Origin of the sequence: Microbacterium deminutum (genome assembly GCF_039530205.1) — a bacterium.
Taxonomy (GTDB): domain Bacteria; phylum Actinomycetota; class Actinomycetes; order Actinomycetales; family Microbacteriaceae; genus Microbacterium; species Microbacterium deminutum.
Genome location: NZ_BAAAOG010000002.1, coordinates 490,563 through 517,373 on the forward strand (window position 1 = coordinate 490,563; position 26,811 = coordinate 517,373).

Genomic DNA, 26,811 nt, shown 5'->3' on the forward strand with positions numbered 1-26,811 from the left:
GAGATTCTACGGTCCCGGCATCCGAGCCCCCCGAACGCGAGCGGCGCGGGGCGACCCGCGATTGAATGGGTGCGTGATCCCCGCTTCCGATCCGGCTCTGTGTCGCGCACTCGCCGCAGACCTGCGCGGCGCGGGCTTCACATCCGAGGCGCTGCGCAGCGCGTGGGGCGAGGCCGCCGACGACGCGATCGGCCGGGGGCTGCGCGCACCCGCCGATCGCGTCTTGGCGGATCGGACCGACCCGCTGGCCACACTGGGTCGACTGCTCGTGCTCGGGATGCCGCAGCCCGTCGCCGCAGTCTCCGCCGCCGTTCCGCGGACCGGCGTGGTCGGACTGGCCGCGCTCGGACTCGTGACGTCGGCGGATGACGACATCCGCCCCCTGTCGGTGATCCGCCCGCAGGAGTTCGTGGACACCACCGGCGCGGGCGAGTGGTGGATCGCGAGCGATCCGGACGAAGCCGCCCTCGGCGGACCGCTGCCCGAGGACCATGTGCTCGGCGTGGGCGGGGCCTCGCTCACGCTCGCATCGCTTCAGCTGCCGACTCCGGCGGAGCGCGGCCTCGACATCGGATCGGGCTGCGGGATCCAGGCCCTGCGCGCCCGCCGGAGCGTCGAGCATGTCGTCGCGACCGATGTCTCGACGCGCGCGGTCTGGTACACGCGCTTGAACGCCCTCCTCAACGGCGTGGACGGGATCGAGGTGCGGCAGGGAAGCCTGTTCGATCCGGTCGCCGGCGAGCTGTTCGATCGCATCGTCTCGAACCCGCCTTTCGTGATCACTCCCCGGGCGGCGGGAGTCCCGTCGTACGAGTATCGCGACGCCGGTCGCATCGGCGACGAGCTCGTGGGCGCGTTCGTCCGGGGCGTCGGCGCGCATCTCGCGCCCGGCGGTGTGGCGCAGCTGCTCGGAAACTGGGAGACGTGCGCCGGCGTCGCCGGGCTCGACCGCGTGCGCGAATGGGTCGCGGAGTCGCCCGTGGCGCTCGACGCATGGGTGGTGGAGCGCGAGAGCCTGGACCCGCTGTCGTACGCGGAACTGTGGGTGCGCGACGGCGGGACCCTGCCCGGGTCGCCCGGATTCTCGCGCCTCGTCGATGCCTGGCTCGACGACTTCGCCGCGAGGGAGGTCACTGCGATCGGATTCGGATACCTCCTGCTGCGGCGTCCGCTCGATGCGGAGCCCACCCTGGCGCGGTTCGAATCCCTGCCGCAGTCGCTCGCCGGAGACGGTCTGGGAGCGCATCTGGCCGAGGCGCTCGCCGCGCACGACCGGCTCGCAGCGCTGGCCGACGCGGGGCTCGCGGCATCCGTCCTCGTCGTCGCACCCGATGTCACGGAGGCGCGCCACCACCTGCCGGGAAGCGCCGATCCGACGGTGATCGAGCTGCGCCAGGGCGGTGGATTCGGCCGATCCCTGGCCGTGGATCCCGGCCTCGCCGCCCTCGTCGGCGCCTGCGACGGCGACCTCGCCGTCGGGGTGCTGGTCGATGCGATCGCCCAGCTTCTCGAAGTGGATGCCGCGGCGCTCCGCACGGACCTGCTGCCGCGCACGCGTGAGCTCGTGTTCACCGGGTTCCTTCGGTTCGCGTGACCCCGCGGCACCCCTGCTCGATCCCCGACGGCACCGAGCGCGGGAGCACTGAGGTGGCCTGGGTAGGCTCGAGAGCATGCTCAACATGGCCGAGGGAGTCGTGCGCCTGGGTGCGCTCGCGGCATCGCCGGTCGTCGCCACCCTCGCCGACGCGTTCGCCCGCGCGGGGCATGATCTCGCGATCGTCGGGGGTCCGGTCCGTGACGCGCTGCTCGGCCGTGAGACGAACGACCTCGATTTCACGACCGACGCGCTGCCCGACGCGATCCTTCGCATCGTCAAGCCCGTGAGCACCGCCCAGTGGGACATCGGCCGTGCATTCGGGACGATCGGCGCGAAGGTCGCCGGCGAGCAGGTCGAGATCACGACGTACCGCGCCGACAGCTACGACGGGGTCACCCGCAAGCCCACCGTCGAGTTCGGCGACACGCTCGAGGGCGATCTCGTGCGGCGCGACTTCACCGTGAACTCGATGGCATTGCGCGTGCCCTCGTCCACCCTGCTCGATCCGACGGGCGGCATCGAGGACCTCGTCGCGCAACGCCTTCGCACCCCGGCCGATCCCGCCGTGAGCTTCGGCGACGATCCGCTGCGCATGCTCCGCGCTGCACGCTTCGCGGCTCAGCTCGGCTTCGACGTCGACGCGTCGACGATTGCGGCCATGGCCGCACTGCGGGCGACGCTCTCGATCGTGAGCCCCGAGCGCATCCAGGGCGAGCTCGTCCGCCTCCTGCAGACCGATGACCCGGTGCGCGGCATCCGTCTGCTCGTCGAGACCGGTCTCATGGAGGAGTTCCTTCCCGAGATCCCTGCGCTGCGACTCGAGGTCGACGAGCACCACCATCACAAGGACGTCTACGAGCACTCGCTCACCGTCCTGCGGCAGGCGATCGAGCTCGAGCAGGCGAGGAATCCGGATGCCTCGCCCGACGTCGCGCTGCGGCTCGCGGCCCTGCTGCACGACATCGGCAAGCCCGCGACCCGCAAGCTCGAGCGCGGCGGAGGCGTGACCTTCTACCATCACGACACCAAGGGAGCCCGGCTCGCGCGGAAGCGACTGCAGCAGCTGCGGTTCGACTCGGACACGATCACGGTCGTGTCGCGGCTCATCGAGCTGCATCTGCGATTCTTCGGCTACGCCGAGGGCGCGTGGACCGATTCCGCGGTGCGGCGCTACGTTCGGGATGCCGGGGCCGGGCTCGAGCGGCTCCACATCCTCACTCGGGCCGATGTGACCACTCGGAACGCGAAGAAGGCCGGGCGCCTCGCCCGGGCGTACGACGACATCGAACGGCGGATCGCCGAGCTGTCGGCACAGGAGGAGCTCGAGGCGATGCGGCCCGAGCTCGACGGCAACCGCATCCAGGAGGTGCTCGGCATCCCGCCTGGACGCGACGTCGGCGAGGCGTATCGGTTCCTGCTCGACCTGCGCCTCGACGAGGGCATGATCGGCGAGGACGAGGCCGAGCGTCGCCTGCGGGCGTGGTGGGGTGCGCGCGGCTGACGCTGCGCACGACGCATCGCCCGACACGTGGGCCGATCGGGGTAGCGCACCGCCGCGCGGACGACCAGGATCGAAGCGAGGACACCATGGAAGCCGACTCCGAACGACTTGCGTTCGATCCCCCGTCGGCGGCGCTCGCGCGACTCGCCGATTCATGGGACATCGCGACCGGGTACTGGTCGTTCTTCGGCGACTGGGTCGAGGTTCCGGCGTCCACGCTGCGGGCGGTGCTGCAGGCGATGGGCGTCGAGGCGCAGACGGAGCCGGACGTGGAGGCAGCGCTCGCCGCGACCGAAGCAGCACCGTGGCGGGAGCTGCTGCCGCCTTCGATCGTCGTGCAGGCGGGCTCGGGTGAGGTCGCCGTCCATGTCGCCGATCACCACGACGTGTCGCTGGCGGTCGCCCTCGAAGACGGGTCGTGGCGAGATGTGGGAGTCCCCGATCAGCAGCCCGAGTCGCGGATGGTCGACGACTCCCTGGTGTGGGAGGTGCGCGTTGCGCTGCCCGCCGATCTGCCGCTCGGATGGCACACCCTGCACGCGTGGCAGAGGCCGCACGGCTCTGGCGAGGTCGACCGCGAGGGCACGTGTGTGCTCGTGGTCTCGCCCACTCATCTGCCGCTCCCCGCGGGGCGACCGGAATATGGCGGGCGGGCTTGGGGTCTCATGGCGCAGCTCTATTCGGTGCGTTCACGCCGGTCGTGGGGCATGGGCGACTTCGCCGACCTCGCCGACCTCGCGGCGGTGGCGGGTTCGGAGCGGTCGGACTTCCTCCTCATCAACCCGATCCATGCGGCCGAGGTGACCTCTCCCATAGAGCCGTCCCCGTATCTTCCGGCGACCCGGCGCTTCCTGGCTCCCCTATACGTGCGCCCCGAAGACATCCGCGAGGCGGCCTACCTCGCGCCCGACGACCGCGCCCAGGTCGCGGCGGCCCGCGCGACGGTGAGCGCGTCGAACACCGATCCCTCGCGCATCGATCGGGATGCCGCCTGGGCGGCCAAGCGCGCCGCGCTCCAAGTCATCCATTCCGCACCGCGGTCCTCCGGCCGCCAGCGCTCGCTCGATGCGTTCCTCGAGCGGCAGGGTCCGCCCCTCGCGGACTTCGCGCTGTGGTGCGCGCTCGAAGAGCACTACGCCGTGACCCTGGCGGCGGGCGAAGAGCGCCCTGCGGAGGCATGGGACATCGGGTCGGACCTGGTCGCGCGGCTGCGGATGGAACTCGCCGGCCGCGTCGCGTTCCACTCATGGCTGCAGTGGATCGCCGAGGAGCAGATCGCTGCGGCGCAGGCGGCCGCCCACGACGCGGGCATGCGAATCGGCCTCATGCACGATCTCGCGGTTGGCGTCCACACCAAAGGCTCGGACGCATGGTCGATGCGCGACATGTATGCGCCGGGAATCACCGTCGGTGCGCCACCCGACATGTACAACCAGCAGGGCCAGGACTGGTCGCAGCCGCCGTGGCTCCCGAAGGCACTGGAGGGCGCGGGTTACCGACCGCTGCGAGACATGGTCCGCAACCTCGTGCGCCACGCCGGCGCGCTGCGCGTCGACCACATCATCGGATTCTTCCGGCTGTGGTGGATCCCGGCCGGGCTGGGCGCGACCGCAGGTACCTACGTCCGCTACGACCACGAGGCGATGATCGGGGTGCTGGCGCTCGAGGCGCACCGCGCCGGCGCCGTCGTCATCGGCGAGGACCTCGGAAACGTCGAGCCGTGGGTTCGCGAGTATCTGTCCGCCCGCGGCATCCTGGGCACATCCGTCCTGTGGTTCGAGAACGAGGCAGATGGGCGTCCGATGCCGCCGGAGCACTACCGGAAAGCCCTGCTCGCGACGGTCAACACCCATGACCTGCCGCCCACAGCGGGCTATCTCGCGGAAGACCACGTCCGTCTTCGTGCGCGACTCGGACTTCTCACCCAGCCCGTCGAAGAGGCGCACGCCGACGCTCGCCGGGAGCGCGAGACCATGCTCGCCGTGCTGCGCGGCCGCGGTCTCATCGGCGATGACCCCACCGAGCAGCAGATCATCGAGGCGCTCCACGTCTATCTCGCCGCAGCGGAGTCTGTGCTGCTCGGCGTCTCGCTGGTCGACGCCGTGGGCGAACGTCGCGTGCAGAACCAGCCGGGGACGGACACGCAGTACCCCAATTGGCAGGTTCCGCTCGCGGACAGCGCCGGCGAGCCGGTCCTCGTCGAAGACCTCGCAGCGAACGAGAGATTCGTCTCTCTGGCGGGAGCCGTCGACCATGCGCTTCGACGCGTGGCGCGCGAGCGCGGGCTGGCATAGTCCCGGTGCCGCGGCGGGCGTGCCGCGCCACGGTGCGGTCCGCGTCGATGAGGGAGCCTGATCATCGACACCCGCTGCCCTGGCGATGAGTTTCGGTCTGGTTACGAAACGTTCACCGGATTGCCCTGAGTGCGGGGCCGGGTGAAGATAGGCGGATGGGCCGCGCCTTCCCGACGCGGCCGTCTCGTTCACAGCAGAGGTACCACTATGTCACTGCACCACAGCGGACGGGGCCGTCTCGGTCTCGCCCTCGGGGCCTTCGGGGCCTCGGCACTCCTTCTCGCCGGCTGCGCCGGTGGCGGCACGGGAGGCTCGACCGGCGGCGGCAACGCCTCGAGTGAGCCGCTGATCATCGGCACCACCGACAAGATCACGTCGCTCGACCCGGCCGGTTCCTACGACAACGGCTCGTTCGCGGTCATGAACCAGATCTACCCGTTCCTGCTGAACAGCAAGTACGGAACGGCCGACGTCACGCCCGACATCGCAACATCGGCGGAGTACACCTCGCCGACCGAGTACACGGTCAAGCTGAAGCCGGGTCTGAAGTTCGCCAACGGCGACGACCTCACCTCGTCCGATGTCAAGTTCTCGTTCGACCGCCAGGTGAAGATCGCCGACCCGAACGGGCCGTCGTCGCTGCTCGGCAATCTCGTGAGCATCGCTACGCCCGATGACACGACCGTCGTCTTCACGCTGAAGAACGCGAACGACCAGACATGGGGGCAGATCCTGTCGAGCCCCGCCGCTCCCATCGTCGACGAGCAGGTCTTCTCGCCTGACAAGGTGACCGCCGACGACGACATCATCAAGGGCAAGGCCTTCGCGGGCCAGTACGTCATCGATTCGTACAAGGTCAACGAACTCATCTCCTACTCGCCGTACCAGGACTATCAGGGCGAGCTCGGTGCACCCGCGAACTCGGGCATCACGGTCAAGTACTACGCAGATGCCTCGAACCTCAAGCTCGACATCGCGAACGGCGACATCGATGTGGCGTTCCCGAGCCTCTCCCCGACCGACATCGCCGACCTCAGGACCAACGACAAGGTCAAGGTCGTGGACGGCCCCGGTGGGGCCATCCGCTACATCACGTGGAACCTCGACACCATGCCCTTCGGCGCCAAGACCCAGGATGCGGACGCCGCCAAGGCGCTCGCCGTGCGTCAAGCGACCGCTGATCTGATCGACCGCGCGGCGATCTCCAAGGACGTCTACAAGGACACCTTCACCCCGCTGTACTCGTACGTCGCGCAGGGCTTCACAGGCGCGAACGAGTCCCTCAAGAGCCTTTACGGCGACGGCAGCGGCGGCCCCAGCCTCGACAAGGCCACGCAGACCCTGCAGGCTGCGGGCGTGACAACGCCCGTCGCCCTGAACCTGCAGTACAACGCGGACCACTACGGCGTCGCGTCCGGTGACGAGTACGCCAAGATCAAGTCGCAGCTGGAAGCCGGCGGCCTGTTCACGGTCAACATCGCTCAGACCGAGTGGGTCACGTACCAGAAGCAGCGCGTCAACGGCTACCCGCTGTATCAGTTCGGCTGGTTCCCGGACTTCTCGGACGCGGACAACTACCTGACGCCGTTCTTCTCCGCCAACTCGTTCCTGCAGAACCACTACACCAACACCGAGGTGCAGGACATGCTGGTGAAGGAGGCGACGAACTCCAACGCCGATCAGCGCAAGACCCAGATCGAGCAGATCCAGGATCTCGTCGCGAAGGACCTGCCCACCATCCCCGTCATTCAGGGAACGCAGATCGCGGTCGTGGGGAAGGGCGTCGTGGGCACCACTCTCGACGCGTCGTTCAAGTTCCGTTACGCCCCGCTGCACAAGTAGCGCCTTTCGCGGGCCGGTGGGCCGCATCCGCGTGTCTCCAGGGCATCGGATGCCGGTCCTCCGGCCCGCGTCGCTCTCCCAGTAAGGTTCCCCCATGGCTTCAGCAGTCGACACGGCCGACATCATCTCCAAGCCCATCACCGCTCAGCGCGGCGGGCTGTGGCGCTACATCGCCATCCGTCTGCTGCTGGTCATCCCGACGATCTTCATCCTCGTGACCGTGGTCTTCTTCCTGATGCGGCTCACCGGCGATCCGATCACGGCCGCGCTCGGCGGTCGCCTGCCGCCGGATCAGCTCGCGGAGCGCATCCACGCCGCCGGCTACGACCGGCCGATCGTCGTGCAGTACCTCGACTACCTCGCCGGAATCTTCCGCGGCGACTTCGGCACGACCATCACCGACAATCGCCCGGTCTCGACGATCCTCCTGCAGTACGGCACGGCGACCCTCGAGCTCGCCTTCTACGCGCTGATCGTCGCCTTCGTCATCGGCATCCCGTTCGGGCTCATCGCCGCCTACCGCCGCGACCGCTGGCAGGACGCCGGGCTGCGGATAGCCGCGATCCTGGCCTACGCGACGCCGATCTTCTTCGTGGCGATCATGCTCAAGCTCGTCTTCTCGGTCTGGCTCGGCGTGCTGCCGGTCGCCGGGCGCGCCTCGACCCGCACCGAACTGCTGCTGCAGAGCCTTCCGAATCCGACCGGCATCTTCCTCATCGACGCAATACGGCTGGGCAACGTCGGCGCCGTCGGTGACGTGCTCTGGCACGCGGTCCTCCCGGGCCTGGCCCTCGGCATCCTGACGGCGGGGATCTTCCTCCGGCTGGTGCGCACGAACGTGATCGGCACCCTGGACGCGCAGTACGTGACATCCGCCCGCTCCCGGGGTGTGGGCGAGTACCGCCTGGTCACGAAGCATGCCTATCGCCCGGCGCTGATCCCGATCGTGACGCTGATGGGCCTGCAGATCGCCGCGCTGCTGTCGGGAGCGGTGCTGACCGAGACGTCGTTCGAGTGGAAGGGAATCGGCTTCATGCTCTCGGACTACATCAAGTCCCGGGACTTCGTCGCCGTGCAGGGCATCGTGATCATGATCGCCATCATCGTCGCCCTCGCGAACTTCCTGGTCGATGTCATCGCGGTCCTCCTCGACCCGAGGGTGAGATACTGATGACCACGGATGCCGCGGTCCCCACCGCACCCGCCGCGCTGACCGTTCGCAAGAAGCCTCTGCTCGACCGCATCCCGGTGATATCGCAGCTGCGCCAGAGCGTCGGACTGCAGCGGGTGATGCTGATCGCGGGCATGGCGCTCACGACTCTGTTCATCGTGACCGCGGTCTTCGCGAAGTTCATCGCCCCGTACGGCTGGGCTCAGCAGTCGGTCGACGGCGTGGATTTCGGCACGCTGCAGCCGCCCAATCCGATCAATCTCTGGGGCACGACCGTCAGCGGATTCGACGTGCTCTCGCGCACCATCTGGGGGGCGCAGACAGCGCTCCTGGCGATCCTGTGCGCGATCGTCTTCTCGATCTTCCTCGGCGTGGCCATCGGCCTGATCAGCGGCTACTTCGGGGGCTGGCTCGATCGCGTGCTCGTGGTGATCGCGGACGCGATCTACGCGTTCCCCGCACTGCTGCTCGCGATCGTGATGTCGATCGTCATCAGCCATGGCCAGTCGACGCTCTGGGGTGGCATCCTCGCTGCGGCCATCTCGATCACGGTCGTCTTCGTGCCGCAGTACTTCCGCGTCGTGCGCTCGGAGGTGGTCCGGGTCAAGAACGAGCCGTTCGTCGAGTCCGCGCGCGTCATCGGCGTTCCGACGAGCCGCATCCTGTTCCGTCACGTGCTGCGCAACTCGACGAGGACCATCCCCGTCATCACCACGCTCAACGCCTCCGAGGCGCTCCTCACGCTCGCCGGGCTCGGCTTCCTGGGCTTCGGCATCGAGCCGACGGCGGCCGCCGAGTGGGGCTATGACCTGAACCGCTCGGTCTCCGATGTCACGAGCGGCATCTGGTGGACCGCGATCCCGCCGGGCGTCGCGATCGTGCTCGTGGTGCTCGGCATCACGCTGATCGGCGAGAGCATCAACGATCTGAGCGATCCGCGACTGCGCCGCCGCCGCCGTGCGAAGGATGCGTCATGAACGACGTCGCACGGGTCGATGACCTGAGGATCACCTTCGCCACGGACGGCGATCCCGTCGTCGCCGTCTCGGGCATCTCGCTCCAAGCGCACGCGGGCGAGGTGCTCGCGATCGTCGGCGAGTCCGGCTCGGGCAAGACGGTCACGGCGAACGCGCTGCTGGGCCTCCTGCCCGAGACGGCCACGCTGTCGGGTGCCGTCGTGATCCAGGGACGCGATGGGGGCGAGACGGATGTCGTGCACGCCACGCATCAGGAGCTCCGGGAGATGCGCGGCCGGGATGCCGCGATGGTCTTTCAGGAGCCCTCCACCGCATTGAACCCCGTGTACACGGTCGGCTGGCAGATCATCGAGGGTCTGCGCATGCACGAGAAGCTTTCGAAGCAGGAAGCCCGCGCCAAGGCGGTCGAGATCCTCCGCAAGGTCGGCATCCCCGAACCGGAGCAGCGTGTCGATCACTACCCCCATCAGTTCTCGGGCGGTCAGAAACAGCGCATCGTGATCGCGATGGCGCTCGTGCTCGACGCGGGCCTCATCATCGCCGACGAGCCGACGACCGCGCTCGATGTCACCGTGCAGGCTGAGATCCTCGAACTGCTGCGCACCTGCCGCGACGAGTTCGGCGCCACCATCGTGCTGATCACCCACAACATGGGCGTCGTCGCCGACCTCGCCGACCGCGTGATCGTGATGTACCAGGGCGAGATCGTGGAGCAGGCGCCGGTGGGCGAATTGTTCGCGAACCCGCGGCAGGACTACACCCGTGCTCTGCTGGCCGCGGTACCGCACGTCGGCCGCGGCAAGAGCGCGTCCCAGGATCCGGCGGCCGTCGCGCCGACCTCCGCTCCCGAGGGGAGCCTCGTCGTCGCGGAGAACCTGCACATCGCCTACCCCGGACGATTCGGCAACGCCGGGGTGGTCGCCGTGAAGGGCGTCGACTTCTGGATCGGCCCTGGCGAGGTGCTGGGCCTCGTCGGCGAGTCCGGTTCGGGCAAGACGACGATCGGCCGTGCCATCGTCGGCCTGACGGCGGTCGTTGACGGTTCGCTGAAGGTGCTCGGCACCGAGATGCGCGGCGCGACCACCCGTCGGCTGGCGAAGACCCGGCCCGACATCGGCTTCGTGTTCCAGGACCCGGCGACGAGCTTCAATCCGCTGCTGACGATCGCCGAGTGCATCGGCGAACCGCTCATCGTGCATCGCCGCGCGAGCAGTCCCAGAGCGGCGCGAGTCAAGGTGAACCAGCTGCTCGATGCCGTCCATCTCCCGATCAGCTTCGGGGATCGGTTCCCCCACGAACTCTCGGGCGGTCAGCGCCAGCGAGCATCCCTCGCCCGAGCACTGGCCCTCGACCCGAAGCTGCTCATCGCCGACGAGCCGACGAGCGCGCTCGACGTGTCGGTGCAGGCACGCGTGCTCGAGCTGTTCGCCGAGCTTCAGCGCGAGTTCGGTTTCGCCAGCCTGTTCATCAGTCACGACCTGGCCGTGATAGACGAGGTCGCGGACCGCATCGTCGTGCTTCGACAGGGCACGATTCGCGAGGAGGGCACCACGTCGCAGGTGCTGCGCAACGCACAGAACGACTACACGAAGTCGCTCCTCGCGTCGCTGCCCGTGCCGGATCCTGCGGAACAGGCCGCGCGTCGCGCGGTGTGGCGGGCGACCCGGAGCGCCTGACCACCCCCGGCGATCGCCGAGCTGGTGCGCATCGGCCGCTACCGTAGCGCTATGACCGACCACCCCGAGACCTACGCGACTGCGGAACGGGCTGACAGCCGACCTGGTGACCATCGCGCTGTTCCTTCTCGCCCTCACCGTGATGCCGGTCTTCCCGGCGGTCGGCTACTGGGCGATGTTCCTGCTGCTTCTCGCCGGACCACTGCACCGGCTGATCATGCGTCGCCGGTGATATCGCGAGACCCCAGGCCGTTCACAGCCAGCCGTTCTCCTCTGCGATGCGGGCGGCATCCGCTCTGTTGCGTCCCCCGGTCTTGCCGATCGCGCTCGACAAGTGGTTGCGCACGGTGCCCTCGGACAGGTGCAGCATGCGTGCGATGTCGGCGATCGAGCCGCCGGTGCGTGCCGTCGACAGCACGTCGGACTCCCGTTCGGTGAGCGGGGAATCGCCCTGCGCGAGCGAGTCGGCGGCCAAAGCGGGATCCACGACCCGAAGCCCCTGAGAGACGCGGCGGACCGCGTCGGCGAGCTGCGCCGCGGGGGTGTCCTTCACCACGAAGCCCGAGGCGCCGGCCTGCATCGCGCGCCTGAGGTATCCGGGCCGGCCGAAGGTCGTCACCATGAGAACCCGGCACGCGGGCAGTCGTTCGCGCAGCATCGCCGCCGCCTCGAGTCCGTCCATGCCCGGCATCTCGATGTCGAGCAGCGCCACATCGGGCCGCGAGGCCAGCGCCGCTGCGACGACCTCGTCACCACGACCGACCTCGGCGACCACCTCGATGTCGGGCTCGAGGCCGAGGAGGGCCGACAACGCTCCGCGGACGAGCGCCTGGTCGTCCGCGATCAGCAGCCGGATCACAGCTCGACCCTCAGGCTGAACCCGCCGAGATCGCCGCGGCCCACCGTCATCCGGCCCCCCACGGCCTCGACTCGCTCGCGGAGGCCCTTGAGACCGGTCGAGCTTGCGGCAGAGGCGGTCGGGCCGACACCGTCATCGGCGATCTCCACTCCGTCCGGGCCGAGCGTGATACGGCACACGGATGCCGCGGAATGCCGCAGCACGTTGGTCACGCCCTCGCGCACCACCCACCCCGCGAGCTCGCGCCGGTCCGGCGGTACGGCATCGGTCGACGAGGGCAGCTCGGCGCTGATCCCGGCCGCACTCAGCGCGGACCGCGCCGCGGCGAGCTCGCCGCTCACAGTCACACCGCGAACCCCTGCCACGGTCGCACGCACATCGGCGAGCGCGCCGCGCGCCAGCGTCTCGACCTCGGCGATCTCGGTCCTCGCCCGTTCCGGGTCGACGTCGACGAGGCGGCCGGCGAGCTCGGACTTGACGGTGATCACCGTCAGCGAATGACCGAGGATGTCGTGGATGTCGCGCGCGACGCGCCCTCGCTCGCGCTCGACGGCCAGCTCTTCGAGTTGCGCCTGCGTGGCTCGCAGCTGGTTCATCGCGGCGGTGGTGCGGCCGAACGCGGCCATCATCAGCGAGATCGACACGATGATCGCAGGCTGCCAGAGGATCCCCTCCGACCAGCCCTCAGTGACCGCGCTCATCAGCAGCGCAAGCAGCCCGAGCCCCAGGATGAGCGGCCACGTCAGGCGCCAGGGGAAGACGCACATGCCGATGATCACGCCGACGTACGTCCACGCTCCGGCGATGCCCCAGCCGAGCCAGGGGAAGAGCAGGAAGGTCAGCGCGAACAGCGTCCCGCACACCCACAGCCGCCCCGCGACCGGAAGAGTCCACGCGATGGGCGCGGACACCAGGAACGCCGCCGCGAAGACGACGATGAACGCGATGCCGAGCCCGGCCGACCACGCGGAGGTCGAGGCCTCGACGACCGACTGCGCAAGGCTGATCAGCCACAGCAGGGCGATGGACGCCCCGGTGTACCAGCTGACGGCACCGCGGGTCCAGAGCGCTCCGGGCAGCGGGTCGCGGCGCACGAACGCCACCGACGGCGAGCTGATCGGCCAATCCGGGCCGGCGCCGTCGCCGTCCTTCCGCGTGTTCGCGCGCATGTGCATCACCCTAGAGCCGCACCCGGCCGCGCGAAGCCGGAGTGGGCTCGCACGGCCGGGGGGCGGCATCCGTCATACCCGCTTCGTGTCCCGGCGGAGGGCCCACACGGTTCCCGCGACGAAGATCGCGAGCCAGACCAGGGCGTTGACGAACCACAGGGCATCCACACCCTCTCCGGTGAGCGGAGCGCGGGCGATCTGGCTGATGCCGTACACCGGAGTGAAGGCCGCGATCGTCTGCATGAAGTCCGGCATGCTGCTGACCGGGTAGAAGAGGCCGCCGAGGAATGACAGCAGCACGATCGCGAGGCTCGTGATCTGGGCCGCGTTCTCGCCCGGCACCATGTAGCCGACCATGAGCCCGAGGGTGGTGAAGACCGCGCCGGCGAGAAGCCAGGCCGTGATGCCCGTGACGATCCATTGGAACGGCGACAGCTGGATGCCGCTCACGGCGCCCGCGATATACGTGGCGACGATGGCGAGCAGGCCGAGCATCATGCCGGCGATCATCTTGATCACGACGTTCACGAGAGGGTTGAGAGGCGTGAGGCGCAGCTGGCGGCTCCAGCCCTGCGCACGCTCGACACCGACGGCGGCGCCGGTCTGCGTTGCGGACATCATCGCGCCGTACATCGCCATCGACACCATGATGTACGCGGCCACCGACGGGCCGCCCTGCGAGATCGGAGTCTGCGTGAGCGGCTGATCGCGCAGCGGCAGCCCGATGAGGATGTACATCAGGACGGGGAAGGCGATCGTGAAGATCACGGTGCGGCGGTTGCGCAGTTTCCGCTTGAGCTCGATGCCCAGATAGGTGAGGGTGAAGCCTCCGAACGGCGGCACTCGGCGGTCGAGCGCCACGCGCGAGGTGGATGCGGTCGTGGTCATGAGCGTGATCCTTCGCTGTTGCGGGCGGCTTCGTTGCGGGCGGCGCGAGTGCCGGGGGTGTCGATGCCGGCGCCTGTGTCCGAGGTCAGCGCGACGAACACGCTCTCGAGGTTCTGGGCGGTGATCTCAACGTCCCGCGCCGTCGTGGTGGTGAGCAGATGGCGAGCGACGGCATCCGAGTCCCTGGTGTGCAGCGCGATGCGATCGCCCTTGATCTCGACGTCGTCGACGCCCGGCAGAGCGGCCAGCGCGACGGCATCCGCACCGGCGAGGGTGGCGCGGACGACCCGGCCGGACACGAGGTTCTTGATCTCGGCGGTGGTCCCGTCGGCGACGATCCGGCCGCGGCTCATCAGGACGATGCGGTCCGCGTATTCGTCGGCCTCTTCGAGGTAGTGCGTCGCGAACAGCACCGTGCGCCCGCGCTGGGCGTCGGCGCGGATCGCGCTCCAGAACGACCGGCGGCCCTCGACATCCATCCCGGTCGTCGGCTCGTCGAGGATCAGCAGCCCGGGATCCGACAGCAGCGCCATCGCGAATCGCAGACGCTGCTGCTGGCCCCCCGAGCACAGGCCCACGCGCCGCGCCGCGATCTCGGCGATGCCTGCGCGCTGCATGACCTCGGCGATGGGGCGGGTATCGGCGAAGAGGCTCGCAGTGAGGTCGAGGGTCTCCTTGACGGTGATGTCCTTGAGCAGGCCGCCGGTCTGCAGCACCGCGGAGACGAGCCCATGGGCGATCGCCGCACGGGGCGATTCGCCGAACACCCGCACCTCGCCGGAATCGGGATGCGACAGCCCGAGCAGCATGTCGATAGCGGTGGTCTTGCCGGCCCCGTTCGGGCCGAGGAAGGCCACGATCTCGCCGGGCTCGACCCGCAGCGTCACTCCGTCGACGGCGCGCACCGACCCGAAGCCCTTGTGCAGGTCGGTGGCGTCGACCGCGAGCGGTGAAGGGGCGGATGTCGCGGCCGCACGTGTCGCGTCGAGTTCTGTCGTCTCCATGACTCCACCCTCGCGCAGCGGAGGGCGCCGGGTCTCACACGGCCGTCATGACCTGCCCATGACATCCGTCATGGATCGCCGCCTCCGCACCGCCGAGCCCGGAGTCAGGGCAAGAACCGGAACATGTCGATGCCGCGGTCGTCGGGCCGCTCACCGGTTCACCCCGTCGGCATCCGAGGTGAGGTCGGCGCCTTCGTCGATCGGGAGGGCCTCGAGGCGAGGATCAGCGCAGAGCGCGCGGCTGAGGTCCTGGGATCCTGCGACGATCGTCGAGTCGTAGTCGACCTCCGTCACCAGCACCCACGCCCTGTCCACCGGCCAGACAAGGCTCGGGCTCTCGGCGGTCGGGGCGAAGCCGTGCCTCTCGAGCTCGGTGTCGCGCCACGGCGCTGTCAGCACCCACTCGCTGCGGGCGAGTTCGGACACACCGGCCCGGAAGAGCACGTGATCGCGGTTCGGCAGGCTGAGCCGGGGTCCCCTCGAGATCTCGTCCGAGAGGACACCGGGCTGCCATGACGGCTTGCGGAACACGTCGTTGAACGAGTCGCGGGCGGCGTGCGCGAGGAACTCCTGATGGCGGGCGCCGGCCTCGGAGGAATCGTCCGTCGCCGTCGCGAGCACGCGGGAGGGCCCGTAGCCCATCGCTCCGACGACTCCTCCCCAGCCTTCCCACAGCGCGATGAACCCGTCGTCAGGTGTGGTCGTGTGCGCTGTGAGCGTCCTGGCGACAACGGAGACGAGATCCGGTTCGAGCTGACCCGGCTGCGGATCCGAGTAGCGCCAGCCCGCGGCATCCCTCGGTCCGTCTTCACCGTCGACGAGCCGCGGACCGACGATCCGGTGCCATTGCGCACGGGCATGCATCGTCGTTCCGAAGGCGTGCGCCGTGTCGGCCCATGTCACCCGCTCCTCGTCGATCTCGGGGCGGGACTCCTGGAAGGCATCCCATTCCCTCGCATGCGCGGCGTAGGGCAGCGCCGGCCACGGCACGCCGACCGGACGATCCCGCGTCGCGGGGTGGAAGATCCGGGCATATGCCGGGAAGCCGCGAGGCACGACACCGTGCATCGTCCGGGTCCACGCCGGGCCGGCGTCGAGCCGTTCCTTGAGCCAGTCTCCCGCTGCGACGTCGGCCGTCCACTCCATGCACCAAAGGTACGAGTGAGCAGGGCAGGATCGAACCACACCCGGCAAGGAGCCCGCAGATGCAACCGAGGAACCCCGACGATCTCGAGGCGCTGCGCGCGGCATCCGACATCCTCGGCATCGATGCGCTGCTGAGCGATGACGAGCGCGCCGTGCGCGACCGGGTGCGCGCCTTCGTCGACCAGAGCATCCGGCCGGGCATCGCGGACTGGTTCGACCGTGCGGTGTTCCCCGCCGAGCTGGTGCCCGAACTCGGCGAGCTCGGCGTCCTCGGCATGACCCTCGACGGATACGGATGCCCCGGCCGTTCCGCCGTCGAGTACGGCCTCGCGGCACTCGAGCTGGAGGCAGGGGACTCGGGCATCCGCACATTCGTGTCCGTGCATGGCTCGCTCGCGATGGGCTCGATCCAGGGGTGGGGAACCGAGGAGCAGAAACAGGAGTGGCTGCCCCGGATGTCGCGGGGCGAGGTGATCGGCTGCTTCGGCCTGACCGAGCCGAGCGCGGGGTCGGATCCCGCGAGCATGAAGTCCTTCGCCCGCCGTGAGGGGGACGACTGGATCCTGACGGGGTCGAAGCGCTGGATCGGGCTCGCATCGATCGCCCAGATCGCGGTCGTCTGGGCGCAGACGGACGAGGGGGTCCGCGGATTCATCGTGCCGACGGACGCTCCCGGCTTCGAGGTCTCGGTTCTCGAACCGAAAGGCTCGATGCGCGCGTCGGTGCAGTGCGAGCTGCATTTCGACGATGTCCGCCTTCCCGCTGATGCCCTCCTCCCGGGTGCTCGCGGACTGAGCGGGCCGTTCGCGGCCCTCAACGAGGCGCGGTACGGCATCATCTGGGGCGCGATGGGTGCAGCGCGCGACAGCTGCGAGGCGGCCCTGGCCCATGCCCTGAGACGCATACAGTTCGGGCGCCCACTCGCGGGGTTCCAGCTCACGCAGCAGAAGCTCGTCGACATGGTGCTCGAGCTGCAGAAGGGATCGCTGCTCGCGGTGCACATGGGGCGTATGAAGGATGCCGGCACCCTGACCCCGGCGCAGATCTCGCTGGGCAAGCTCAACAACGTGCGCGAGGCGATCGCGATAGCGCGCGAGGCGAGGACGATACTCGGGGGCGACGGGGTGCTGCTCGAGAACTCCCCGATCCGGCACGCCGCGAACCTGGAGTCCGTCCGCACGTACGAAGGGACCGACGAGGTGCACACGCTGATCCTCGGCCAGCACCTGACCGGGATGTCCGCGTTCCGGTAGGCGGGCCCGGGTCGTTGAGCGAGCGAAGCGAGACGAAACGGGCCGAACGCGCCGATTCGGCCGGGAACCCGGCATCCGGTACCATAGGAGGGTTGTCCGCACGCACCCCAGCGCGCGAGAAGCCGGACGACGTGCACACACCCTCCTGCTGTCGGGAAATGCCCGGCGGCCGTTCTAGTCCGAAGGAGGTGGGTTAGTGACGCACCAGTACGAACTCATGGTCATTCTGAACCCTGAGATCGACGAGCGCACGGTCGCTCCCAGTCTCGACAAGTTCCTGAAGGTCATCACGAATGATGGTGGCTCGATCGACAAGGTCGACATCTGGGGCAAGCGCCGTCTCGCCTATGAGATCCAGAAGAAGACCGAGGGCATCTACGCCGTCGTCAACTTCACCGCGACGAGCGCTGCCACCCAGGAGCTCGACCGCCAGCTGAACCTCAGCGAGCAGATCATGCGCACCAAGGTCCTGCGTGCCGAGGAGGCCATCGCGATGGTCGCCGCCGAGGCCGAGCGCTCCGCCGAGAAGGCCGCCCGCAAGGCTGCCCGCCCCGCGAAGCCCGTCAAGCAGGACGCGTAGCGACGATGGCCGGCGAGACGATCATCACCGTCGTGGGCAACCTCACGGCTGATCCCGAGCTGCGCTACACGCAGAACGGTCTCCCCGTCGCGAACTTCACGATCGCGTCGACGCCGCGCAACTTCGACCGTGCCGCCAACGAGTGGAAGGACGGCGAAGCGCTGTTCCTCCGCGCGTCGGTCTGGCGCGAGTTCGCCGAGCACGTCGCAGGCTCGCTGACGAAGGGCTCCCGCGTCATTGCGACCGGTCGGCTCAAGCAGCGCTCCTACGAGACGCGCGAGGGAGAGAAGCGCACCGCGATCGAGCTCGAGGTCGACGAGATCGGCCCGTCGCTGAAGTACGCCACCGCTCAGGTGACGCGCGCTGCCGGAGGCGGTCAGTCCCGTGGCCAGGTCGCGTCCGACGAGCCGTGGTCGACGCCGGGTTCGGCAGCTCCGGCTGCGTCCGGTGCCTCCGGCGACGCGTGGGCCGCTCCCGGCGCCTACGGCGACGACACCCCGTTCTGACGCGACTCGGATCAATGCGGCGCAGCCGCGTTGATCCGTGGCGGGTCAAGGTTGAGCAGCCCGCGAAGCGCGCGTATCGAAACCCTCACTTCCGGATACCTCGTGCCGAGGCATCCCACCACTGTTTAGCAAAGGAAAATCATGGCTGGAAAGTCAAGCGGCGACCGCCGCAAGCCGCGGAAGGGCGCGAAGAACGCCGCTCCCGCGAAGCCGACCCGCGTCGGCGTGATCGACTACAAGGACGTCGCCACGCTCCGCAAGTTCATCTCGGAGCGCGGGAAGATCCGCGCCCGTCGTATCACCGGTGTCTCGGTGCAGGAGCAGCGCCTCATCGCGCGCGCGATCAAGAACGCGCGGGAGATGGCTCTCCTGCCTTACGCCGGCGCTGGCCGTTAAGGAGCACCCATGTCGAAGCTGATTCTCACGAACGAGGTCGCCGGCCTGGGCAGCGCCGGTGACGTGGTCGAGGTCAAGGACGGGTTCGCCCGCAACTACCTCATCCCCCAGGGTTTCGCCGTCCGCTGGACCCGCGGTGGCGAGAAGCAGGTCGCGTCGATCCGCGCGGCCCGCGAGACCCGTGCCATCCACGACCACGACGAGGCGGTGGCCCTCAAGGACGCCCTCGAGTCCAACAAGGTCAAGCTGGCCGTCAAGGCGGGCTCCGAAGGCCGCCTCTTCGGCTCGGTCAAGACCGAGCACGTGGCCGACGCCGTCAGGGCAGCCGGTCTCGGCGACCTGGACAAGCGCAAGATCCACATCACCTCCCCGATCAAGTCGGTGGGCGAGCACGAGGCGACCGTTCGCCTGCGCGATGACCTCACTGCCGTGATCACCCTGCAGGTGGTCGCAGCGAAGTAGCCCTTGGCTGCTGAGCTCGCGTAAGCGAGCACGGATGCCGCAGGCCCTCGGGTCTGCGGCATCCGTCGTCTTCGCGAGTTGACGATTCCACGGATTTGTGCACAGGAAGCCTGCAAACTGCGCAACCTTCAAGCGGGACTTCAAGCACAATCTCCTCCACAGCGTGTGAGCGAGAAAGACCCAGGTCAGGCCGCTGAAAAAGTCGCGAAACACGCCCGAAACACGTGTCTGTCCACAGGTGTTGTGCACAGGCTTTGCGGCGTTTCGCGCAGTCATTCCACAGAGTTATCCACAGGACACGTTGCACCCGTCCGACCGCCTCTCTAGCGTGGGGTGCGGCCCAGGGGGGATCCGGCACCGCACGTCGCAGGGGACGAAATGTCGGTGGATCGTGGTCCGCTGAGGGCGGACACGAGACGGATGCGGCGGCATCCCGTCACCCTTCGATCGGAACGCGCGATCGGGGTCCGCAGGCTGCAACCCGAACGCCCGAGCATCGTATGGAGGACATGGCCTATGTCGATCGCCGACATCTCCGACGAGCGAATGGGTGGACCCCGCGAGCACGAGCGCACGCCTCCTCATGACCTCCTCGCCGAGCAGAGCGCCCTAGGCGGGATGCTGCTCTCGAAGGATGCCGTCGCCGATGTGATCGAGTCGCTTCGGGGCAGCGATTTCTACATCCCGAAGCACGAACTGATCTTCGAGGCGGTGCTGACGCTCTACTCCCACGGCGAGCCGACGGATGTCGTCGCCGTGACCGACGAGCTCATCAAGACCGGAGAGCTGCAGCGGGCCGGTGGCGCGGACTACCTGCACACGCTGACGTCGATCGTGCCGACCGCCGCCAACGCCGGCTACTACGCGTCGATCGTCGCGGAGCGGGCGCTGCTGCGCCGGCTCGTCGAAGCAGGCACGCGCATCGTCCAGATGGGGTACTCGGGCCAGGGCGAGGCGCTGGACCTCGTCAACACCGCCCAGGCTGAGATCTACGGCGTGACCGGCGCCGACGCGGCGGAGGACTACGTGCCGCTCACCGTCGCGGTGGATGCGGCCGTCGACGAGATCGAGGCCGCGCGCGGCCGCGACGGGCAGATGACCGGTGTCCCGACCGGATTCGCGCAGATGGATCAGCTGACGAATGGCCTGCACCCCGGTCAGCTCATCATCATCGCCGCACGACCGGCGCTCGGAAAGTCGACGCTGGCGCTGGACTTCGCCCGCTCCGCCGCGATCAAGCACGATCTGCCGACGATCTTCTTCTCGCTCGAGATGGGACGCAGCGAGATCGCGATGAGGCTCATGAGCGCCGAGGCCGCCGTGCCGCTGCAGGCGATGCGCAAGGGCACCCTCGACTCCCGCGACTGGACGACCATCGCCTCGGTCCGCGGTCGCATCAACGATGCTCCGCTCTACATCGACGACAGCCCGAACATGACGCTCGTCGAGATCCGCGCGAAGTGCCGGCGGCTCAAGCAGCGCGTCGGGCTCAAGATGGTCGTGATCGACTATCTCCAGCTCATGACCTCGGGCAAGCGCGTCGAGTCGCGCCAGCAGGAGGTCAGCGAGTTCTCGCGTGCGCTCAAGCTCCTGGCGAAGGAGCTCGGAGTGCCGGTGATCGCGCTGTCGCAGCTGAACCGCGGTCCCGAGCAGCGGGCCGACAAGAAGCCGGCGCTGTCCGACCTCCGCGAATCGGGATCCCTCGAGCAGGATGCCGACATGGTGATCCTGCTGCACCGCGAGGCCGCCTATGAGAAGGAGAACCCGCGCGCCGGAGAGGCCGACCTGATCGTCGCCAAGCACCGCAACGGCCCGACCGACACCGTGACGGTCGCGTTCCAGGGCCACTTCTCGCGCTTCACCGACATGGCGGTCGGGCTCTAGGGTCAGCCGACCGCCTTCTCGACCAGTTCTGCGACCACCTTCTCGACAGCGGGCGTCCAGGTGGTCACCGCATAGCCGATCGGCCACATCTCACCGTCGTCGAGACGCGCCTTGTCCTCGAAGACCACGGTCGCGTACCGCACCTTGAACTTGCCCGCAGGCTGGTTGAACACCACGATCCTGCCCTCGGCGTTGGCGTATCCCGGCATCCCGTAATAGGTCTTGGGAACCAGGTCCGGCGCGACCTCGGTCACCACCTTGTGCAGCCCCTCCGCGATGGCGCGGTCGTTGTCGTCGAGTGCGGCGATCGCCTCGAGCACCGCCGCCAAGCCCGCTTCGCGGTTCTTGCCGGCCTTCTCCTGATCCCGCAGCTCTTTCGCGCGCTGCTTGACCGCGTCGCGCTCCTCCTGCGAGAGCCCCTCGGACTTCGTCTTCTCGGCCATGGTGGACTCCTTCACGTTGATCTCGGTCGGCTTCGACCTCGTCTGTCACGCTACGCGGGGAGCCCCGCGGGCGCTTCTCCGATCCTGCCCGTTCCGAGACGAAGAGGACGGATGCCGCTACCGTCGAAGTCGCGGTCACAGGGGGGCGCCTATGCGAACGATGCTGGTCGAGCGATTCGGCGTCGAACCGCGCGTCGTCGAGGTGCCCGCCCCCGAGTGCCCGCCGACGGGTGCGATCGTCCGGGTGCGTGCGACCGGGGTGTGCCGCAGCGATTGGCACGCGTGGAACGGCCACGACACGAGCGTCCGGCTGCCACTTGTTCCCGGCCACGAGTTCGCGGGCGTGGTGGAGGAGGTCGGCGGCGCGGTCACGCGCTTCCGACCCGGCGAACGGGTCACCGCCCCGTTCGTGTACGCCTGCGGCACGTGCCCGCAGTGCCTCGCGGGCGACCAGCAGGTCTGCTCGCGCCAGCAGCAGCCCGGCTTCACCCTTGCGGGGTCGTTCGCCGACCTCGTGGTCGTGCTCGAGGCGGACCTCAACCTCGTCGCGCTCCCCGACATGCTCGGCTTCGCCGAAGCAGCGGGGCTCGGCTGCCGCTTCGCGACGGCCTACCGGGCCGCCGTCACCCGGGCGGCCGTCGCCGAGGGCGACTGGGTCGCGGTCCACGGCTGCGGCGGGGTGGGCCTCTCGGCCATCGTCGTGGCGCGTGCGGCCGGTGCTCGCGTCGTGGCGGTGGACGTCTCTGCGGACGCGCTCGCCGCGGCGGAACGGCTGGGAGCGATCGCTGTGCCTGCGGGCGACGCGGCGGTCGCCGGCATCCGCACGATCACGGACGGTGGGGCGCAGGTGTCGCTCGACTGCTTCGGAAGCGCCTCGACCTGCCGCGCGTCGATCGCGAGCCTGCGCCCGCGGGGGCGGCACGTGCAGGTGGGCCTGCTGCTGGGCGAGGATGCGACGCCGTCGCTTCCGATGGGTGATGTCATCGCCCGTGAACTGGACATCCTCGGCAGTCACGGCATGGCCGCGCATGAGTATCCCGCGATGCTCGAGGCCATCGCGTCGGGGCGGCTCTCCCCCGCGCTGATCCTCGGCCGGACGATCGGCTTCGACGAACTCGGCGCGGCGCTCGTGGAGATGTCCGACCCGGCACGCGGCGCCGGGATGACGGTCGCCGTGTGGGAGTAGGACGGACGAGACGACCCGGCGGCCTCAGCCGTGGACTGCCGTCTGCCCGAGATGCTCCGCCAACGAGTCGAGGGCGCTCTCCCACCCGTCGTAGAGGTAGCCGTCGCCCTTCATCCCGTCGGCGCCGCGCAGTTCCAGACTCAGCCGGGTGAGGTCTCCGGCCGGCACGATCGAGATCGTCACGACGGGACTCTCGTCGGGGTCTGCGCCGGGATCCCCCCAGGTGAACGCCAGTCGCTCGACGGGCACGACGGTGCGGTAGACCCCTCCGGTGGTGACGTCGTCGCCGGTGGCGTCGTTCACCATCGTGTATCGGTAGGCGCCCCCTACGCGCGGGTCGAGCTCGACGCTCTCCCGGGGAGTCGTCGCTCCTCGAGGATGCCACCAGTGCGCGACCTCATCCGGATCGGTCCAGGCACGCCAGATCTGCTCGGCTGAGGCGTCGAAGACGCGCTGGACGGTGAAGCCCCTCGACAGGTCGACCATGTCAGCGCTCCTGCAGGTGCTCGGCGTCCATCGCGGTGGCGGCCCAGCTCGCGAGCACTTTGAGGGCATCCGCCGAGGCGGATCCAGGCTCGGCCGTGTAGGTGGAGAGGCTGAGCCCGGGGTCGGCGGGCAGCTCGAAGGCTTCGTAGACGAGTTCGAGGTCGCCGACGACCGGGTGGTGCAGCCGCTTCACGCCGCTGCGGTGATAGCGGACGTTGTGGGCGGCCCAGAGGGTCCGGAACCGCTCGCTGCGCGTCGACAGTTCCCCTACGAGGTCGGTCAGCCGCTTGTCGTAGGGGTTCCGGCCGGCCTCGCCTCGCATCGTGGCGACGAGCTCCTGCGTGACCTTGTCCCAGTCGCCGTAGAAGTCGCGCGCCGCGGGGTTGAGGAAGGCGAATCGCGCACTGTTCGGGGCGGGCTCGGCGAAGACCGGCGAGTAGAGCGCACGGCCGAGGCTGTTGGCCGCCACGTAGTCGAAGTAGTTGTTGCGGATCAGCGCAGGCGCCTCGGTGATGGCATCGAGCAGGCGCTGGATGCTGGGGCGCAGTCCTTCGGCGCGGGTCGCGCGCTTCTTCGCCACCGGAGAGGCGTTGGCCGAGTGGGCGAGGTCGAACAGATGGGCGGTCTCGGCGTCGTCCAGCTGCAACGCCCTCGCCAGCGCATCGAGCACGCTCTCGGACGCCCCGGAGAGGTCTCCTCGTTCGAGCCGGGTGTAGTAGTCGACGCTGACTCCCGCCAGCAGGGCGACTTCCTCGCGCCGCAGGCCCGCGACCCGACGGTTGCCGCCGTACGCCGGCAGTCCCGCCCGGTCGGGCGTGATGCGCGCGCGTCGCATGGAGAGGAACTCGCGTGCTTCGGTCCGGTTGTCCATGTCCCGACGGTACGCCGGGCCTCGCCCGCGTGGGAGTGCCTGACGGTACCCGGCTCTCCCTTCGGTCGGCGTGATCAGGCCCGAGATCGACCACGAGAGCGCACGACCTAGACTGGAAACATCCCTTCCGTCCATCAGGAATCGTCGTGACGTCACCCCGCCCCGCCCGCACGCTCGAAGTGCGGCACCTGCAGATCGCCCGCGCCGCGTTCGCCGCGCTCGCCGCGATCATGGTCACGTTCTCACCCGACCACTCGGCCGTCATCGGCATGTCCATCTTCAGCGGATTCGCGATCACCACGGCGCTCGCATTCTTCGCGGCCGTGTGGCTGGTCTATCCCTCGGGACGACGCTGGCCGGCAATGCTGCTGGGAACGACCGCGCTCATCGCGGGTATGGCCGGAGGTCTCGCGCCACTGCGGACCATCCCCGGCTTCTTCGTGACCGTCATCGCGTGGGCCCTGATCAGCGGGGTGATCGAACTGACCGCCGGGTGGCGCGAACTCCGCCATGCACCGGGCAGGGCGCGTCGGGAGATCGCCCCCGGTGTCGTCGACGCGGGACCCTACGCCGCGCCGGGCCCGGCATCCGAGGCGCGCGACGGCGTGGTGATCGGCGTCATCACGGTGATCCTCGGACTCGCGCTGCTCGTCGTGCCGACGCAGTACGCGCTGCGCTATACGGTCGCAGAGGCGCATCAGTCGTTCACGCTCACCGGCATCATCATCGGGGTCGGCCTGTTCGGCGGGTACGCCGTCATCGTGGCCGTCTACCTCGCGATCGCCGGATTCTCGCCGCGCAGGCCCCTTCCCATCGAGACCGAGGCGGCGACGGCATCCGCCGACCAGAAGGATCCCGCGTGAGCGACCACCGACCCACCCGCCGCGACCTCATGAAGCCCGTGCAGCTGCTCGGGCTCGCGTTCGGGGCCGCGCTGTTCGCCGGTGTCGTGACGCTCGTCTCGATGGGCTTCTTCCAGAACCAGACCGCGCAGGGGCGTCAGGGCGACCTCGTGGTCGCGCTGATCATCGCCGGGATCTCGTTCATCGCCGTGCTGGTGATCGTCGCTCTGCTTCTTCTCGTGGTGGACCCCGCGCAGATCACCAAGACGATCGACCGCGGGGTGCTGCAGGACGACGAAGGCGACGAAACGGATGCCGCGGCATCCGATGACGGGCCGAAGCCGTAGTCAGAGCTCGCCGACGAGCTCCGACGCCAGCCCGGTATAGGTCGCGGGCGTGAGCGCGAGCAGGCGTGCCTTCGCGTCTTCGCCGATGTCGAGGCCTCGGACGAATTCCGCCAGTTCGGCGCCGCCCACCCGCCGGCCCCGCGTGAGGTCCTTGAGCAGCGCGTATGGGTCGGTGATCTGCGAGCGACCGGCGGCGATCTCGCCGCGCACGACGGTCTGGATGGCCTCGGCCAGCACCTCCCAGTTCGCGTCGAGATCGGCCCTCAGCGCATCCTCGGCGAGCGAGATCTCGCCGAGCCCCCGCAGCAGATTGTCGAGGGCGAGCAGCGAGTGGCCGAATGCGACGCCGATGTTGCGCTGGGTCGTCGAGTCGGTGAGGTCGCGCTGCAGTCGCGAGGTCACGAGCGTCTGCGACAGGGTGGCGAAAAGCCCACCCGAGATCTCGAGGTTCGCCTCGGCGTTCTCGAACCGGATCGGATTGATCTTGTGAGGCATCGTGGACGACCCGGTCGCACCGGCGACGGGGATCTGCGAGAAGTAGCCGATGGAGATGTACGCCCAGACATCCGTCGCGAGGTTGTGCAGGATGCCGTCGGCATGCCGGACGCGGTCGTACAGCTCGACCTGCCAGTCGTGGGACTCGATCTGGGTGGTGAGGATGTTGAACCCGAGCCCGAGCCCCTCGATGAAGGAGCGGGAGAGGGCCGGCCAGTCGATGTCGGGCTCTGCGGAGAGGTGCGCCGACCAGGTGCCGGTAGCTCCGGAGAACTTCGCGAGGTAATCGCCGCCCTCGATCTGCAGAGCCACCCGCTCGAGACGCCACGCGAAGACTGCGAGCTCTTTGCCCATGGTCGACGGCGTCGCCGGCTGCCCGTGCGTGCGGGACAGCATCGCGGCATCACGGTGGGCGACCGCGAGGTCGCTCAGCGCCGCGACGACCTGCCGCAGCTTCGGCAGCCACACCCGCTCGACGGCGCGCTGGACGGTGAGCGCGTAGGACGTGGAATTGATGTCCTCGCTGGTGCAGGCGAAGTGGGTGAGCTCGGCGATCGCGTCGAGGCCCAGTGTCGAGAGGCGGTCTCGAACGAGGTATTCGACGGCTTTCACGTCGTGGCGGGTGACGGCCTCCTTCTCCGCCAGCCACTCGATCTCGGCGTGACCGAACTCGCGGTAGAGCGCTCGCAGCCGGTTCTTGGCTTCCTCATCGAGGGGAGCGGCGCCGAACAGCGATCGATCGGTCAAGGCGATGAGCCACTCGACCTCGACCTCGACGCGCGCGCGGTTGAGGCCCGCCTCGGACAGGTAGTCGGCGAGCGGTGCCACGGCGGCACGGTAGCGACCGTCGAGAGGGCTCAGCGGCTGCGGCGGCAGAGGGGTCACGGTGCTCCTGTCGGAACTCATTCGTAGTGCGACGACCGCGAGCGGCCCGGC

26 protein-coding genes are annotated in these 26,811 nt (G+C 69.0%); 17 read left to right on the forward strand and 9 right to left on the reverse strand.

All coding sequences use genetic code 11. The features are described 5' to 3' along the window. The first annotated feature begins 73 nt into the window (after window positions 1-73). The 8 genes from ABD212_RS08480 to ABD212_RS08515 all read left to right on the forward strand — a co-directional run bounded on the left by ABD212_RS08480 (window position 74) and on the right by ABD212_RS08515 (window position 11,290). Entirely contained in the window at window positions 74-1,594 is a 1,521-nt protein-coding gene (locus ABD212_RS08480) for a DUF7059 domain-containing protein (RefSeq protein WP_344093351.1), read from the forward strand. A 76-nt stretch (window positions 1,595-1,670) separates the two neighbouring features. Beyond that, window positions 1,671-3,098 carry a CCA tRNA nucleotidyltransferase gene (locus ABD212_RS08485; protein WP_344093353.1) on the forward strand — a complete coding sequence of 476 codons (1,428 nt, stop codon included), beginning with the start codon at window positions 1,671-1,673 and terminating at the stop codon, window positions 3,096-3,098. 86 nt (window positions 3,099-3,184) lie between these two features. Beyond that, window positions 3,185-5,392 carry a 4-alpha-glucanotransferase gene (gene malQ, locus ABD212_RS08490; protein ID WP_344093355.1) on the forward strand — a complete coding sequence of 736 codons (2,208 nt, stop codon included), beginning with the start codon at window positions 3,185-3,187 and terminating at the stop codon, window positions 5,390-5,392. Window positions 5,393-5,599: 207 nt separating this feature from the next. Next, complete coding sequence (locus ABD212_RS08495; protein WP_344093357.1) at window positions 5,600-7,234, forward strand: ABC transporter substrate-binding protein; 1,635 nt, start codon at window positions 5,600-5,602, stop codon at window positions 7,232-7,234. 94 nt (window positions 7,235-7,328) lie between these two features. Then, a complete protein-coding gene (locus tag ABD212_RS08500; protein WP_344093359.1) occupies window positions 7,329-8,405 on the forward strand; it encodes an ABC transporter permease in 1,077 nt (358 codons plus the stop codon). Next, a complete protein-coding gene (locus tag ABD212_RS08505; RefSeq protein ID WP_344093362.1) occupies window positions 8,405-9,382 on the forward strand; it encodes an ABC transporter permease in 978 nt (325 codons plus the stop codon). Before ABD212_RS08500 ends, ABD212_RS08505 begins: the two co-directional genes overlap by 1 nt. After that, window positions 9,379-11,058, forward strand: coding sequence for a dipeptide ABC transporter ATP-binding protein (locus tag ABD212_RS08510; RefSeq protein ID WP_344093364.1), 1,680 nt, complete (start codon window positions 9,379-9,381; stop codon window positions 11,056-11,058). Before ABD212_RS08505 ends, ABD212_RS08510 begins: the two co-directional genes overlap by 4 nt. Window positions 11,059-11,164: 106 nt before the next feature. Further along, the gene (locus ABD212_RS08515; protein WP_344093367.1) at window positions 11,165-11,290 is read left to right on the forward strand and encodes a hypothetical protein; all 126 of its coding nucleotides are present in this window, start codon (window positions 11,165-11,167) and stop codon (window positions 11,288-11,290) included. Between the two features lie 21 nt (window positions 11,291-11,311). Here ABD212_RS08515 and ABD212_RS08520 read toward each other — a convergent pair whose 3' ends face one another. The 5 genes from ABD212_RS08520 to ABD212_RS08540 all read right to left on the reverse strand — a co-directional run bounded on the left by ABD212_RS08520 (window position 11,312) and on the right by ABD212_RS08540 (window position 16,124). After that, window positions 11,312-11,917 (reverse strand): response regulator transcription factor, encoded by a 606-nt coding sequence (locus ABD212_RS08520; protein ID WP_344093368.1) that lies wholly within the window; start codon window positions 11,915-11,917, stop codon window positions 11,312-11,314. Beyond that, window positions 11,914-13,086, reverse strand: a complete 1,173-nt coding sequence (locus tag ABD212_RS08525) for a sensor histidine kinase (RefSeq protein ID WP_344093370.1) — start codon at window positions 13,084-13,086, stop codon at window positions 11,914-11,916. Before ABD212_RS08525 ends, ABD212_RS08520 begins: the two co-directional genes overlap by 4 nt. Window positions 13,087-13,158: 72 nt before the next feature. Then, window positions 13,159-13,974, reverse strand: coding sequence for an ABC transporter permease (locus ABD212_RS08530; protein WP_344093373.1), 816 nt, complete (start codon window positions 13,972-13,974; stop codon window positions 13,159-13,161). Continuing rightward, window positions 13,971-14,978, reverse strand: a complete 1,008-nt coding sequence (locus ABD212_RS08535; protein WP_344093375.1) for an ABC transporter ATP-binding protein — start codon at window positions 14,976-14,978, stop codon at window positions 13,971-13,973. The genes ABD212_RS08530 and ABD212_RS08535 overlap by 4 nt, the downstream gene beginning before the upstream one ends. A gap of 150 nt (window positions 14,979-15,128) precedes the next feature. Continuing rightward, entirely contained in the window at window positions 15,129-16,124 is a 996-nt protein-coding gene (locus ABD212_RS08540) for a hypothetical protein (protein WP_344093377.1), read from the reverse strand. A 59-nt stretch (window positions 16,125-16,183) separates the two neighbouring features. Between ABD212_RS08540 and ABD212_RS08545 the strand changes: the two genes are divergently transcribed. From ABD212_RS08545 to dnaB, 6 genes are all read left to right on the forward strand, one after another. Beyond that, window positions 16,184-17,377 carry an acyl-CoA dehydrogenase family protein gene (locus ABD212_RS08545; RefSeq protein ID WP_344093379.1) on the forward strand — a complete coding sequence of 398 codons (1,194 nt, stop codon included), beginning with the start codon at window positions 16,184-16,186 and terminating at the stop codon, window positions 17,375-17,377. Between the two features lie 196 nt (window positions 17,378-17,573). Continuing rightward, on the forward strand, window positions 17,574-17,957 hold the full coding sequence (rpsF, locus tag ABD212_RS08550; RefSeq protein ID WP_344093381.1) for a 30S ribosomal protein S6: 384 nt from the start codon (window positions 17,574-17,576) through the stop codon (window positions 17,955-17,957). Window positions 17,958-17,962: 5 nt separating this feature from the next. After that, the gene (locus ABD212_RS08555; protein WP_344093383.1) at window positions 17,963-18,463 is read left to right on the forward strand and encodes a single-stranded DNA-binding protein; all 501 of its coding nucleotides are present in this window, start codon (window positions 17,963-17,965) and stop codon (window positions 18,461-18,463) included. Window positions 18,464-18,604: 141 nt separating this feature from the next. Next, complete coding sequence (gene rpsR / locus ABD212_RS08560; protein ID WP_091701232.1) at window positions 18,605-18,859, forward strand: 30S ribosomal protein S18; 255 nt, start codon at window positions 18,605-18,607, stop codon at window positions 18,857-18,859. 9 nt (window positions 18,860-18,868) lie between these two features. Beyond that, window positions 18,869-19,321 (forward strand): 50S ribosomal protein L9, encoded by a 453-nt coding sequence (gene rplI / locus ABD212_RS08565; RefSeq protein WP_344093385.1) that lies wholly within the window; start codon window positions 18,869-18,871, stop codon window positions 19,319-19,321. Between the two features lie 516 nt (window positions 19,322-19,837). Continuing rightward, window positions 19,838-21,205 carry a replicative DNA helicase gene (gene dnaB / locus ABD212_RS08570; protein WP_344093387.1) on the forward strand — a complete coding sequence of 456 codons (1,368 nt, stop codon included), beginning with the start codon at window positions 19,838-19,840 and terminating at the stop codon, window positions 21,203-21,205. Window positions 21,206-21,207: 2 nt separating this feature from the next. On the opposite strand, the gene ABD212_RS08575 is transcribed toward dnaB, so the two are convergent. Beyond that, window positions 21,208-21,648 carry an iron chaperone gene (locus ABD212_RS08575; protein WP_344093389.1) on the reverse strand — a complete coding sequence of 147 codons (441 nt, stop codon included), beginning with the start codon at window positions 21,646-21,648 and terminating at the stop codon, window positions 21,208-21,210. Window positions 21,649-21,799: 151 nt separating this feature from the next. On the opposite strand from ABD212_RS08575, the gene ABD212_RS08580 reads away from it, so the two are divergent. Continuing rightward, window positions 21,800-22,834: an alcohol dehydrogenase catalytic domain-containing protein gene (locus ABD212_RS08580; RefSeq protein ID WP_344093391.1), complete on the forward strand. Its 1,035-nt coding sequence runs from the start codon at window positions 21,800-21,802 to the stop codon at window positions 22,832-22,834. A 24-nt stretch (window positions 22,835-22,858) separates the two neighbouring features. On the opposite strand, the gene ABD212_RS08585 is transcribed toward ABD212_RS08580, so the two are convergent. Further along, window positions 22,859-23,320, reverse strand: a complete 462-nt coding sequence (locus tag ABD212_RS08585) for an SRPBCC family protein (protein ID WP_344093394.1) — start codon at window positions 23,318-23,320, stop codon at window positions 22,859-22,861. 1 nt (window position 23,321) lies between these two features. Further along, on the reverse strand, window positions 23,322-24,191 hold the full coding sequence (locus ABD212_RS08590; protein WP_344093397.1) for a helix-turn-helix transcriptional regulator: 870 nt from the start codon (window positions 24,189-24,191) through the stop codon (window positions 23,322-23,324). Between the two features lie 146 nt (window positions 24,192-24,337). Here ABD212_RS08590 and ABD212_RS08595 point away from each other — a divergent pair, with 146 nt between their 5' ends. Next, the gene (locus ABD212_RS08595; protein WP_344093400.1) at window positions 24,338-25,054 is read left to right on the forward strand and encodes an acyl-CoA synthetase; all 717 of its coding nucleotides are present in this window, start codon (window positions 24,338-24,340) and stop codon (window positions 25,052-25,054) included. After that, entirely contained in the window at window positions 25,051-25,380 is a 330-nt protein-coding gene (locus ABD212_RS08600) for an amino acid transporter (protein ID WP_344093402.1), read from the forward strand. Before ABD212_RS08595 ends, ABD212_RS08600 begins: the two co-directional genes overlap by 4 nt. Here ABD212_RS08600 and purB read toward each other — a convergent pair whose 3' ends face one another. Continuing rightward, window positions 25,381-26,760, reverse strand: a complete 1,380-nt coding sequence (gene purB / locus ABD212_RS08605; protein WP_344093404.1) for an adenylosuccinate lyase — start codon at window positions 26,758-26,760, stop codon at window positions 25,381-25,383. It abuts the gene before it with no gap. Between the last annotated feature and the right edge of the window lie 51 nt (window positions 26,761-26,811).